Origin of the sequence: Breznakia sp. PF5-3 (genome assembly GCF_029504745.1) — a bacterium.
Lineage (GTDB): Bacteria > Bacillota_I > Bacilli_A > Erysipelotrichales > Erysipelotrichaceae > Breznakia.
In genome coordinates, this window is record NZ_JAQFIQ010000031.1 from 15,750 (window position 1) to 27,280 (window position 11,531).

Here is an 11,531-nt window from a genome sequence, read left to right on the forward strand (position 1 = left end):
TTTCATATGTACTCCTTTCAATCGAGTAGAAGAAAATAAGCACTCAATTTGAGTATTTTGTTTCTCCTCTCACACCACCGTACATACGGTTCCGTATACGGCGGTTCAATTAAACTTTAAGTTATGTCTTTGCTCATAATAATCGAAACAACTAACTAGTCCTTTTTGCGCTAGTTTTTGTTTTGATATTGCACGTACCACACATGTTTTAAGCACTATAAATTGATAACGTCGCCCCATGTATGATGTTTGTCTTGCTAAGTCTTTATGGATTCCTAACTTTTGAAGTCCCCATTGTCGTTTTTGTGGTGTTTTCCATTGTTTCCATATTATGACACGAATTCGTGTTCGTAAATGGGAATCAATTTCTCTGATTACTGCCTTCATGCTACTTATAGCGAAGTAGTTAATCCACCCTCTTGTGACTTGGTTAATCTTCTTGATTCGTTCCTTTAGAGATATGCTCCACTTTCGACTAGTGAGTGTTTTAAGTTTTGCTTTAAACTTTACCACTGATTCTTCATGTGGTTTACATCTCCATGTGCCATCTTTGCGATTCTTGTAGAATCCAAACCCTAAGAACTTTGTTTTGGTTGGTTTGTTGACTTTTGTTTTTGTCATGTTTACCGTTAACCTCAGTTTCTTTTCAATCCATTTTGTGATGCTGTGCATGACTCTTTTTGCACTCGCTTCACTTCCCACTAAGATAACTACATCATCTGCGTATCTTGCAAATCGTAGTCCTCTTGTTTCCAGTTCTTTATCTAATTTGTTAAGCATAATGTTACTGAGTAGTGGCGACAAGTTTCCACCTTGTGGTGTCCCAATGTTTGTACTTTTATATTTCCCTTCACTCATTACTCCGGATTTTAAGTATCGTGTAATCAATGATTCCACATCTCCATCTTGTACGATGTCATGTGTATAACTCATTAATTTATCCTGTGATACTCTATCGAAGAATTTCTCTAGATCAATGTCTACCATCCACTCATATCCATCATTTAGATAATCAAGGACTTTAAGAATTGCCATCTCACAACTTCTTTTTGGTCGGAATCCATAACTGGCTTCTGAGAAGTATGGTTCGGCAATTGGACTAATTACTTGTACGATTGCTTGTTGGATAACTCTGTCCATTACTGTGGGTATCCCTAATTGGCGTACTCCTCCGTTTGGCTTTGGTATCTCAACTCTTCGTACTGGTAATGGTTTGTATTTCCTTTCACGAATCTCTTGCGCGATTCTATTCCAGTTTTCTTTGATGTAATCTTTTAGTTCCTCTAACGTTACTCCATCTACTCCACTTGCACCTTTATTGGCATATATTTTTTTGTATGCAAGGTTCATATTGTTCCTGTCTAGAATCTTCTCTAATAATACTGACATACTTTGTGTTTCGCTCCTTTCCGCTTCCAAATATTTCATCTTATGTCTTGCTAGCGTTTGTGTGTATACGTTACACATCCGCTTAGTTGTCAGAGATATATTTGGAACATACATTTGTTTACACTGTTTAATTGTTCATCCCTTCAGTAATCTTTCTATTACCTACTATGGAATCGGCTGACTTCTCACTATTCGTTGTTACTACGATTTTTTTTCCATCGTTAGTGAGACCTCACAGGGTAAGTCATACATCTTTCCTCGTTTACTCGCTAGATTTACGCATTGAGTTTACGATTGCCTTTCGGACTTTGTTGCTTTGAGCCAACTTATCCACCCAATACGCCTTATATCTAATTCCTGTTCGTCGAGCCACGAATTTGCTATTGCTTCCTCTCGCCCACACCTCACGATGTAAACCTTGCAAGTCGCTATCAGGTTCGTTGGCAATTGCGCCCTTTGGGACTTTCACCCTAGATGTATGACATGCCTGTCACACTCAAAAAAAGCGATGTTTACATCGCTTTTTACATCGCTTTAATACCAATTCGCTGTAATACCACATTGTGGATCTAACCAAATTGTAAATCTTTGCCAAGGCCAATCTGGAATCAACAACTGTTCTGCTACATACTCATTTAGTTCATCCATACTTTTAAACCATTCATTACTATTTCCGACCAAGCCAGAACAATAATCCCCTCCAGAACTTCCTCCTGTGGATCCTCCAGATTGGCTACCTCCGCCTGTCTGTCCTCCATTCTGGTTATCGTTTGCTCCAGACGCACCACTACTGCTGGTGCCATTGTCCCATGTCATAGTTGATCCATCATCATTTTGTTGGCTATTCTCAGTGTTTTTTTGTTCTTCTTTCGCTTTTTTTTCTTCTTGTTTTCTCTCGGCCTCCGTCTTTGATTTTACTAAGACTGTAAACTCTTTCGTTGTCTTATTCTTATGTACATCTGTAGCAGTTACTTTCGCTTTGTATTCTCCTGCTTTTGAAAAATCCACGTTCTTTACATCTACAGTTATGGCTACTTCACTTAAATCCTTTGCCTGAAACTGCTTTGACAAATCACCACTATATGCACGATCGACTTCTATTTTATCTTTAAAATCAATAAACTCAGGTCTTTTCGTATCTTTTACAATAATTTTAAAATCTAATGTTTCATCTTCATATTTTGCTTTAGCTGCATACTTGCCTACTGGCAAGCCAATTAAATATAAGCTCTTGTCATCTTTATCACTAATTTTTGTGGTAACCTCATGATCCTCAAGCTTAACATTCTTAGTATCTACAGTAATCTCCGTTTTATCAAGAACTTCTTTATCTGCTTTTACATAATTCTTTGCTGGTAATTCAAGTGTTTCTCCATACTCTACAGTAAATTCATTTTTCTTCATTTCAATGCTTGGCTCATTTGATTGTGTCGTCATTACGACCCCTACTACTATGAGTGCAATTACGATCACTGTACTCACACCTGTGATTATTTTTTGTTTTGTATTTAAATTTCTAATTTTCTCCATAATATGCTTCATTTGATAGCTCCCTTTCATTTTCACTATAATGTGCCAGTTACTAGCACATTACCTTATAAATGTTTGTTTCAAATACACTTATTTCATTATACATATTTTAACACATTTTTCTCCTACTTTTTTCCGGTCTTTTTCCGGTTTTTTTCCGGTAGCAATCATCTATAATAGTTATTTAAGATTTAATACAACTGCTATTCTAAAATAAGCATCATTTAGAACCTCATAAGTTGGCGATTTTGACTTACCTATCATATTACTAATTTGATTTATATTTTTCATCATTATATGTTTTAAGAATAAAATTTCTGATTCACATGGATCGAGTCTTTCCATTGCCAACAATACCTCTTCAATTTCTGCATATCGCTCATCTTTTTTTTCTATCTCATATAATATCTTTTTTGAATGACTAACGCTTGACCCCCCCGCTACTGATATTCCTCCATAAGATATGCCTGGAACACTTATTCCAACACACAGTAAACGATACAAATCACTAAAGTGATTCATTCTTTGTTTTGCCTTTTTTATTATTTCTTTCCGATCTAAGCTTTCAATATAACTACTCATATGCTTATCCCTCCTTTGCATTTTTGCGTTTTCAGTATATTATTCACAATAACATGTATCATCAATGCAATTAAACCTTTTTCTCAGTCATTAACGTACTTGCTATGCTTTCTAATTCATCAGCTAATGTACGATATTGTTCAATCAGCAATTGAGCTTGTTGTATAGATTTAGGACTGTATTTGCTCCATGCTATAAGATATTCATTCACGTCACTCATAGCTTCTATCATGGCATTTACAACTCCTTCTACTCCAGCTTTCATACCCATTTGAAATTCCATTTTGGATACTATCTGATCCATATCAATCATTAACTCTTCTTTGAAATCATCTTCTCTTTCATATTCTTCAATTTGTACAACATCTCTATCTTTATCTTCTTGTGAATTAGCTGCATGTGATATTTTAGGCACCTCATGTAGTGTCTCTGATGCTTCGCGCAGTGATTCTTTATACTCTTTTATTGTTTTCAAGGATAAGTCATCATGATCTTCAATGAACATCAATTGCTCTTCATCATTCAAAGATGATAACTCTACTGCTGCCCCAATCGTTAGTTCGCCATCTTCAATTTTTTCTCTTACTTCCGGAATTGCATTGTTGATAATCTTTTCATAATTCCCAACTTGTGATGAACTTAATCCAACCTCTTTGGCAATAAGCTCTCTTATTCTTCCAGGCACTTTCCCACCTTCAGCTTTTTCCTGTTCATAGATTTCTTTTAACTCTGCTATTGCTTCAATCATCTCCGCATTTGTAAGTGGATCTGTTTCAATGTTATTTAGTAACAATCTTTTTCTTGCTTGACGAGTTGTTGCTTCTACTACTTTACATGGAATATACTCAAATTTTTTATATCCATCTCCAATCAACTTTTTTATTGCATTGAATCTCCGATGTCCAGCAATAAGCTCATATTTATAAATTGTGTTGTCTGGTACCTCTCGCACAACCAAATTGTGTTCTAATCCATCTTCTAAAATATCTTCTGCTAATTCATCAATATTACGCAAAGTTCGATTTTTTACTGATTCTGTAATATCTTCATAATGAATGTTTTGAATTCCATGATTTATTGATTTTGCTTGCTTTTGTAAATCCTTTGCGAAACCTTCTAATACACTAATTCCCATCTTATAGCACCTCCTGCAGTTCTTTTGATAGTTGTTTATAGTCTTTTGCAACATTTGAACGATAATATCGCTTAGAAAGTGGTTGACACCTTGCTCTCGCTCTTTTCACAGCATATCTATGGTAACGTATACAAGTATGAAAACTATGTTCTTGTAATGCTGCATAAAGTGAATCTAAATCATTATGCGTGGATTTTAAATCATTTACTTGAGTATATAGTATCTTATACTTTACCCCTTCGCATAATGTCTGTATTTCATGAATTGTTGTAGACATTCCATCTAATGAATCTATATCCACTTGAGTTGGAATAATTATCAAATCTGTCGACAGTAGAATCTCAGCAGTAAGTTTATTAAAATATGGAGATGTATCCATTACAATATAGTCATATGTATTTGATTGCTTTATTTCATCCAATTGCTGATTTAATATGCCACTTTTAATTTCTAATGAAGCTAGCATTGTATCCCCAGCAATCATATCCAATCCATTTGTAGTTCTTGTTGTACATCTCTTTATACTTTCTTTTAGTAACATATTAACAACCGTTTTTTTATGATGTTTCTTTCTACACAAACCTTTTGTGCTGTTGCATTGAGGATCCAAATCGACAATTAATACATGTTTTCCATCTTTTGTTAATTCATATGCCAAATTTTTTGCTGTTGTTGTTTTTCCTACTCCACCTTTTCTATTGACAATCGCAATTATCCGGGTTTTTCTTTTTTCGTGTTTCATATGTCCTCCATTTTCCTTAAAAACAATTGATGACTCATTCATAGAAGCCAATACAAGATACAATTAAGAAATACACAGAAAAGGTCATCATATTTCTAGGAGGGCAAAAGTTCTTGTACTGGATTCTATGAACGAATCTTATGCTTTGTACCAGCAAGCGGTACATTTATATTTGTTCATTTTGTTATACTAGTTATCATTACTTCCATTTTTTCAAGCCATTTGTAATCTTATTACATATATCTATTGCTTCGTTAATTCTTTGTAGCATTTCCCCCTTTACTATTTTCAAATTTTCAGATTCTATAGTTTTCACTTTTTGATATTCTGATCTGTTCTTTTCTAGTTGCTTGCAATACTGTTCAATTGCATATGCCATCACAAGTATTTCTTTTTCATCCACTTCAATTTGAATCATTTCTTAACTCCTTTTCTATTGTCAATTTTCGTTGTTCCTATTAACTCTAAAATATATGTTGCATTTTTCACATTTCTACTTTTAATGGATTCGTCATAGTTTGTAATTAAAATTACTTCAAAACCTTCTTTCACTAAATAATCAATAATTCTTTGCTTCCCATATTGATGAACTACTTTATAATCAACCACGCAATTTCCAAACTGTTTTAAATTTCGATATACATAAGGCTGTAACTTCATATCATATCCTCCATTTTCTTTCTTTATTTCCGTGTGTCAGTGACTGGCACATTTTTTATTTGAATTATTTACTTTACAATTCTTCACTTATTCTATGCTTGGCAATTTCTATATTTTTTTTTACCAACTCAAATCCAATAAAGTTACGATTGTTCTTTACTGCCGCTTTTGCAACTGTACCACTTCCTATAAATGGATCTAAAACAATATCCTCTTCATCACTGCCACATAAAATCATCCTTTGTGCCAACTGTTCTGGAAATGTTGCATAGTGCGCAATTGACAACGGCTGTTGATTAATTTCCCATACAGTTCGTACATTCCTCGTATATTCATTACCTTTTGTTCTCATTGATAAGCGATTTCCACTCTGTAATGACTGACATCCTTTACTTCCTCTTGGACTGCTCTTATCTTTTGTTTTTGCTTTTTCTTTCAATTGATGAAACTTATACTTCTTGCCCTTAGAGAACATAAATACATATTCGTGTTCTATCGTAAATCTATCTTTTACTGATGCGGGCATTACATTGTTCTTTTTCCATATAATCTCATTTCGACAAATCCATCCTCGATCAATCATAGCAATCATAAATCTTTGTGGAATACCTACAAGACTTTTACTTTTAATAGTGTCCTGCATGCTCTGATAGCACTTTCCAGATCCTTTATTTAAGAACTGTTTCTCTCCTTTTTTTGATACATAAGATTTTCCATTATTAGAGCCGTAATACGTATCTGCCAAATTCACAAATAGTAATCCATCATCTTTAAGTACTTTTTTACATTTTTCAAATAACCCTAATAGTTTATCAAGATACTCATGAAAACTCTCTTCTTGACCCAACTGATCGTCATGTCCATAATCCCGTAATTTCCAATATGGCGGGCTTGTAATGATCAACTGAATACTTTTATCATCTAACATATCAATTAAGCTAAATGCACTTCCTTGATTAATTTGATTCATCTTTAGCATAATCAATACCTTTTACTATTTCTTCAATTAGATAAGCAGTTTTGATATATGAAGCGACATCTTGTTTACCTGTATACATTTCTAATTTGAAATATTGATTATCGCTTGTATATATCAATTCATTTTTAGAGTTAATAAACCACTCTTCAACAATGATCGTTCCTTTGATTTCATGATGAAGCAGCAAAGGCTTATCAATAGTCCAAAATTCATTCACTGCTTTTCCATTTACATAATTACGTAAATAATTCGATCTTTTAACTGGATTTTCTATTTCTTTGAAATCTTCAATTGTTTTCAGCTCTTTTAATATTACATTTATCACTTTGCATCACTCCAAATCCCTAACTTTTGTTCTTTTGCATGATTTTCTAAACCATATAGTTCATCTGTGTATTTATAATTTCCATAAATATACTCGACTTTTGCATATCCTTTCGAAATCAATTCTCTTTGCAATAAAATTCCATCAACCCATATCCAAGCTAGCACACGTCCATATTTATCTGTCCTGTTTTCTATTTCATACTCTAATTCAATTTCCTTTGCATTCATTAGCTGATTGCATGTGTACACACTCGCTTCTTTTCCATAGAGTTCAGCACCTTTTTGTGGATGTTTTGTTTCAGGAGTATCAATTGCTAAGAAACGTACTTTTTGTTCCTCACCATCAATCATAAAATTTGCCGTATCTCCATCTACACAATCTACCAATTCTATTCCTTCTTGTTTTGATGTCGTTTGCATTTGCTGATTGAAATAATCATTTGCATAATATCCTACCAAAACAATCAAAACCAATAAATATGATTTCTTTCCAATCTTCTTTAACATCTTGTTCATTCTTCTTTTACTCATATTGAACCTCCATAATTCTCTTTTGTATCACTTTCTCTATACTTCTTTTTCTTTCTTATATTTAAAATATTTGTAATTGTTGTGCCTCTTTCTTATCATCAAAATAAACTCAACTACAATACTGAAGATCATTATCATTTTTGATAAATGCAGGATTAAACTTTCTCTTTCTACAAGCATATTTATAACTGTCTTCTTCCTGACCTTCATATAGACATTCAGTTTTATCTAAGTGCCTACAATTTGTGCAATAACCTCTCATAAAATCATTTTATTGTTTATATTATAAATCTATATGTTTATTTTGTCAACTATTATATCAATTTGTTGATTTATTAATTTAACTTATAGATTGACATAAGCAATTGATATGTGTAAACTTTAATTATCTGAAAGGAGTTCAATATGATAATCACAAATCAAATTAAAGCTCTTCTGGCTTTGCAAGGAAAAACTTATACTGATTTAGCAAAATTCCAATCTGTTACTCTTCAGAACGTATCTAATAAAGCTAGAAAAAATTCCTGGAGTAAAAAAGATCTATTTGACATAGCTAAATTTACAAATACAAATCTCGCATATGTAGATAAAGATGGAAAGCCAATATTTGTATTAGAAGCAGATGACTAAACATCTGTTTTTATTTTCTCACCATATTATCTTGTTCTTTTTTGACAAATTCATCTGTTTCTATATTAATAATCAATACCATGTATTATTTCAAAAGCACAATCATCACATACATATCCGCAACCGTATTGATTAGGAAGTTGTTCTAATTCTTTACCGCACTTTTCACAACATCCAAACCCTTCATCTTCATCGTCTTTAAAATCATCTTCAATAGTTTTCCATTTATTATTTTCCATTTTAATTTATATCCTTTCTGTGTGTAAAAATACTATAAGTTTTGTTTATTCTTTATGTAAAATTGTTTATTCCATTTAATTGGATTATAATATAAATGTACTCTTATTTTCTTAAATTCTAAGAATTAGAGTATCTAAAGTAAGGTAGCTTCTCCAATACTGCCTTACTTTTTTTATTTATAAATTATCATTGTTTGACAGCATTCTTTTCAGGATCAAATCTGCAGCACATAGTTTTTCAAACATAAATTTTTAATTATCATGAAATAACGCGAAGTGCTATGTATTTAGATTAAACATAGCTTATAAAGTTATGTTATGCCCATCCATGGTAATATTGGCAATACAATAAACTTCAAAATTAAAGCTAAAACAAATGCTATTAATATAAATACAATAACTACACCCAATAAACTTCCTACTACAACAATTATATTTTCAACTGATTCTTTTTTATTATTTTTTTCCATTATTAATTTCCTTTCATGTCCTGTTAATCGGATTTTCGTTTCTTTTTTTATTGTTTTCTCTGCTTTAAAATATTGACTATTATTGATCAAAATTTTAATTTTTACTTCTTTTTATTCCTTAAGTCCTTTTTTTCCTTTTCTACTTTTTTTATTATTTCAATCATATTATTTACTCTTTTTCTTTCTATGAACTCATCCAGCCACCACGCAACTCCTAAAAAAACAATTAGAAGCAACCAAGTATCACTGAAAATTTTTATAATTAACTCCATTACTAGTCTTCCTCTTTTCTCATTAATGCTTCATATTCTAATATTTTCTTTTCTGTCATACCTTTGTATTTAAACAGAATCAGCTTATTAATTCTTTGCCATCACATTTGCAACTCTGTGCGCTCCGCGCGTGACATATATCATAAAAAGTTCTAGTTTTTTTGCAACGCCCTTAGGCGCTGATTTTTAGTTTAGCATTTCCTCGCTTAATTCAAGCCATTCTAACAAGACTTTTTGATCGTCATATCGCGTATGCCGAATAAATATATCTTGGTTTATATTAGCCTTAAACTCCTTCATTGCTTCTTTCAATTTCTTCTTAAATCTCCAAGAATTGTCTCTTATATACTTTAGATCACGAGTAATGGTACTTTTATTTACTCCAAGTATGTCAGCTATATGTTTATTCTTAAGCCCCTGGTTCTTCAGCTTAGCCACTCGAGTGCAACGCTCTAACTTTCTTCTTTCTGTTGGAGTAATGTTAAGTAGTTTATTCTTCCTCTTTCTACGTTGGTATAAGACGTCTTTTATACTTTTTGATTTTATTCTCTTTAAACATATCTGCTCACTATATTGAATTCCTTTTTCACCGAGATTGCGTATCATCCAATTAATTCCTGGTACTTTTGTTTTACCTGCAGGTTTGCAGGTAAACAATAATTCTTTCTGATCTAATGGTTCCAAAAACAGTTGATTAATTTCCTCAGCATGTTTTAGCTCTTCATCTACTGAGGCTCCATACCAACGACAACGTCTTCTTACTAAGTAAATTAGAGTTTCTCTGTATCCATCTTTTATCCCGTTCTCATTTCTAAGTTTTATCAGTGTCTTAAAATCATCAAATAACTCTAAAGCTATAACTTTCCTTCTTTCATTAACACCCTCATCAGCATCATAGAAACTAGATTGTAACTTCTTTTCATTTTTGTACTTATATTTTTTATGTTCGCTTACTTCCTCTTGTGTATATGGAAATATACAATAGAAATCTTTTATCGTATAATCTGTATCATTAAGTTCAATAACTCTAACGGGAGCTAATGCATTACTATTAAAGGATCCAGGAATACGTATTATTTGTGTTATATTCATTGCTCGTGGATCCATACCATATTTTTCAAACTTCTTATAAAATGTTTTATATATAGATTGATATACGTTAGTCATATGTTTTGAACAGTGCTTAAATGCATATATTATGTACATTCCTCTTCCTGAATCTATTACTGCAGTTGGCTTGAATGGAAGTTTATCTTTTATATGCTCATACATTTTTTCAGCAGTATAGTTTTCGTATTCCTTCATTTTATAGAAATCAAAATCTAGAGCTACAGCATTTAGATGCCAAACATGATCTGAATCTTTTTTTCGGTGTCTGAATGAGTTAATGCTGAAGTATGAGTCTTCCGTCTCATCACCTATGATTTGATTAATCTGCTCATAAAACTCATCATCCTTAAATAAACGATCATAAAAATAATTCTTCTCAGGAAATATTACAAACTCATTGCTAGGATTCCAATTCCTAGTGATTGCAATATGAGCTTTTTCATCAATGCCTGCATGGACTTTTCTCAGAAAATCTAACTCAATCATCTTTTACCTCGTTTTCCTGATCCTCCAGAACCGATAAATCCACTCCATGAGCTTTAAGTTGTTTCATTATGTCTTCAATATTTTCAATAAGTTTGAGCCTGATCAATATTTCGCTTATACTCAATTGACTATCTGATTGCGGAGCAAAGATTAACATATCTAAATCAGGATTTTGCGCTACTGACAATACGCACTCTCTTATGATTGCTGATACTGGCTTACCTTTTTTAGTCAAACTTACTCTTTGCGCTAATTTTTTAACTAGCTGTAGTTCTTCAGCTGTGAAATATACATTCTTCCCTATTCTTTTTTGCTTCTTACCTTTATGTCTGCTCATAACTAGCCTCCTTTCGCAATCGAGTAGGAGGTAACTGATTAATTCAGTTACCGACCTCTCACACCACCGTACGTACGGTTCCGTATACGGCGGTTCAGTATATTTTAACGGA

Annotated in this window: 16 protein-coding genes; 1 reads left to right on the top strand and 15 read right to left on the bottom strand. The window is 32.5% G+C overall.

Annotation, left to right across the window (positions count from 1 at the left end; genetic code table 11):
• Nucleotides 1-105 precede the first annotated feature (105 nt).
• The 10 genes from ltrA to M2475_RS08125 form a co-directional block, all read right to left on the bottom strand.
• Nucleotides 106-1,389 carry a group II intron reverse transcriptase/maturase gene (gene ltrA, locus M2475_RS08080; RefSeq protein WP_277490721.1) on the bottom strand — a complete coding sequence of 428 codons (1,284 nt, stop codon included), beginning with the start codon at nt 1,387-1,389 and terminating at the stop codon, nt 106-108.
• A 534-nt stretch (nt 1,390-1,923) separates the two neighbouring features.
• Nucleotides 1,924-2,931, bottom strand: a complete 1,008-nt coding sequence (locus M2475_RS08085; protein ID WP_277490723.1) for a hypothetical protein — start codon at nt 2,929-2,931, stop codon at nt 1,924-1,926.
• Nucleotides 2,932-3,099: 168 nt separating this feature from the next.
• On the bottom strand, nt 3,100-3,501 hold the full coding sequence (locus M2475_RS08090; RefSeq protein ID WP_277490725.1) for a hypothetical protein: 402 nt from the start codon (nt 3,499-3,501) through the stop codon (nt 3,100-3,102).
• A 70-nt stretch (nt 3,502-3,571) separates the two neighbouring features.
• Entirely contained in the window at nt 3,572-4,636 is a 1,065-nt protein-coding gene (locus M2475_RS08095) for a ParB/RepB/Spo0J family partition protein (protein ID WP_277490728.1), read from the bottom strand.
• Between the two features lies 1 nt (nt 4,637).
• On the bottom strand, nt 4,638-5,378 hold the full coding sequence (locus tag M2475_RS08100) for an AAA family ATPase (RefSeq protein WP_277490730.1): 741 nt from the start codon (nt 5,376-5,378) through the stop codon (nt 4,638-4,640).
• Between the two features lie 199 nt (nt 5,379-5,577).
• Entirely contained in the window at nt 5,578-5,796 is a 219-nt protein-coding gene (locus tag M2475_RS08105) for a hypothetical protein (protein ID WP_277490732.1), read from the bottom strand.
• On the bottom strand, nt 5,793-6,038 hold the full coding sequence (locus M2475_RS08110; RefSeq protein ID WP_277490734.1) for a hypothetical protein: 246 nt from the start codon (nt 6,036-6,038) through the stop codon (nt 5,793-5,795). Before M2475_RS08110 ends, M2475_RS08105 begins: the two co-directional genes overlap by 4 nt.
• A 73-nt stretch (nt 6,039-6,111) precedes the next feature.
• Nucleotides 6,112-7,017, bottom strand: a complete 906-nt coding sequence (locus tag M2475_RS08115) for a site-specific DNA-methyltransferase (protein ID WP_277490735.1) — start codon at nt 7,015-7,017, stop codon at nt 6,112-6,114.
• The gene (locus tag M2475_RS08120) at nt 6,995-7,342 is read right to left on the bottom strand and encodes a hypothetical protein (protein WP_277490737.1); all 348 of its coding nucleotides are present in this window, start codon (nt 7,340-7,342) and stop codon (nt 6,995-6,997) included. The genes M2475_RS08115 and M2475_RS08120 overlap by 23 nt, the downstream gene beginning before the upstream one ends.
• On the bottom strand, nt 7,339-7,875 hold the full coding sequence (locus tag M2475_RS08125) for a thermonuclease family protein (protein ID WP_277490739.1): 537 nt from the start codon (nt 7,873-7,875) through the stop codon (nt 7,339-7,341). The genes M2475_RS08120 and M2475_RS08125 overlap by 4 nt, the downstream gene beginning before the upstream one ends.
• 405 nt (nt 7,876-8,280) lie before the next feature.
• On the opposite strand from M2475_RS08125, the gene M2475_RS08130 reads away from it, so the two are divergent.
• The gene (locus M2475_RS08130) at nt 8,281-8,505 is read left to right on the top strand and encodes a hypothetical protein (RefSeq protein ID WP_277490741.1); all 225 of its coding nucleotides are present in this window, start codon (nt 8,281-8,283) and stop codon (nt 8,503-8,505) included.
• A 65-nt stretch (nt 8,506-8,570) separates the two neighbouring features.
• Here the strand turns inward: M2475_RS08130 and M2475_RS08135 are convergent, their stop codons facing one another.
• The 5 genes from M2475_RS08135 to M2475_RS08155 form a co-directional block, all read right to left on the bottom strand.
• Nucleotides 8,571-8,744 carry a hypothetical protein gene (locus tag M2475_RS08135; RefSeq protein ID WP_277490743.1) on the bottom strand — a complete coding sequence of 58 codons (174 nt, stop codon included), beginning with the start codon at nt 8,742-8,744 and terminating at the stop codon, nt 8,571-8,573.
• Between the two features lie 311 nt (nt 8,745-9,055).
• Nucleotides 9,056-9,214 (bottom strand): hypothetical protein, encoded by a 159-nt coding sequence (locus M2475_RS08140; RefSeq protein ID WP_277490744.1) that lies wholly within the window; start codon nt 9,212-9,214, stop codon nt 9,056-9,058.
• Nucleotides 9,215-9,315: 101 nt separating this feature from the next.
• Nucleotides 9,316-9,486 (bottom strand): hypothetical protein, encoded by a 171-nt coding sequence (locus M2475_RS08145; RefSeq protein ID WP_277490746.1) that lies wholly within the window; start codon nt 9,484-9,486, stop codon nt 9,316-9,318.
• Nucleotides 9,487-9,672: 186 nt separating this feature from the next.
• Nucleotides 9,673-11,082, bottom strand: coding sequence for a helix-turn-helix domain-containing protein (locus M2475_RS08150; protein WP_277490749.1), 1,410 nt, complete (start codon nt 11,080-11,082; stop codon nt 9,673-9,675).
• Nucleotides 11,075-11,419: a hypothetical protein gene (locus M2475_RS08155; RefSeq protein WP_277490751.1), complete on the bottom strand. Its 345-nt coding sequence runs from the start codon at nt 11,417-11,419 to the stop codon at nt 11,075-11,077. Before M2475_RS08155 ends, M2475_RS08150 begins: the two co-directional genes overlap by 8 nt.
• Nucleotides 11,420-11,531: the final 112 nt, after the last annotated feature.

Coding starts and splice junctions, on each gene's coding strand:
- ltrA (WP_277490721.1), bottom strand. CDS start 1,389: ATGTCAGTATTATTAGAGAAGATTCTAGACAGGAACAATATGAACCTT.
- M2475_RS08085 (WP_277490723.1), bottom strand. CDS start 2,931: ATGAAGCATATTATGGAGAAAATTAGAAATTTAAATACAAAACAAAAA.
- M2475_RS08090 (WP_277490725.1), bottom strand. CDS start 3,501: ATGAGTAGTTATATTGAAAGCTTAGATCGGAAAGAAATAATAAAAAAG.
- M2475_RS08095 (WP_277490728.1), bottom strand. CDS start 4,636: ATGGGAATTAGTGTATTAGAAGGTTTCGCAAAGGATTTACAAAAGCAA.
- M2475_RS08100 (WP_277490730.1), bottom strand. CDS start 5,378: ATGAAACACGAAAAAAGAAAAACCCGGATAATTGCGATTGTCAATAGA.
- M2475_RS08105 (WP_277490732.1), bottom strand. CDS start 5,796: ATGATTCAAATTGAAGTGGATGAAAAAGAAATACTTGTGATGGCATAT.
- M2475_RS08110 (WP_277490734.1), bottom strand. CDS start 6,038: ATGAAGTTACAGCCTTATGTATATCGAAATTTAAAACAGTTTGGAAAT.
- M2475_RS08115 (WP_277490735.1), bottom strand. CDS start 7,017: ATGCTAAAGATGAATCAAATTAATCAAGGAAGTGCATTTAGCTTAATT.
- M2475_RS08125 (WP_277490739.1), bottom strand. CDS start 7,875: ATGAGTAAAAGAAGAATGAACAAGATGTTAAAGAAGATTGGAAAGAAA.
- M2475_RS08130 (WP_277490741.1), top strand. CDS start 8,281: ATGATAATCACAAATCAAATTAAAGCTCTTCTGGCTTTGCAAGGAAAA.
- M2475_RS08135 (WP_277490743.1), bottom strand. CDS start 8,744: ATGGAAAATAATAAATGGAAAACTATTGAAGATGATTTTAAAGACGAT.
- M2475_RS08140 (WP_277490744.1), bottom strand. CDS start 9,214: ATGGAAAAAAATAATAAAAAAGAATCAGTTGAAAATATAATTGTTGTA.
- M2475_RS08145 (WP_277490746.1), bottom strand. CDS start 9,486: ATGGAGTTAATTATAAAAATTTTCAGTGATACTTGGTTGCTTCTAATT.
- M2475_RS08150 (WP_277490749.1), bottom strand. CDS start 11,082: ATGATTGAGTTAGATTTTCTGAGAAAAGTCCATGCAGGCATTGATGAA.
- M2475_RS08155 (WP_277490751.1), bottom strand. CDS start 11,419: ATGAGCAGACATAAAGGTAAGAAGCAAAAAAGAATAGGGAAGAATGTA.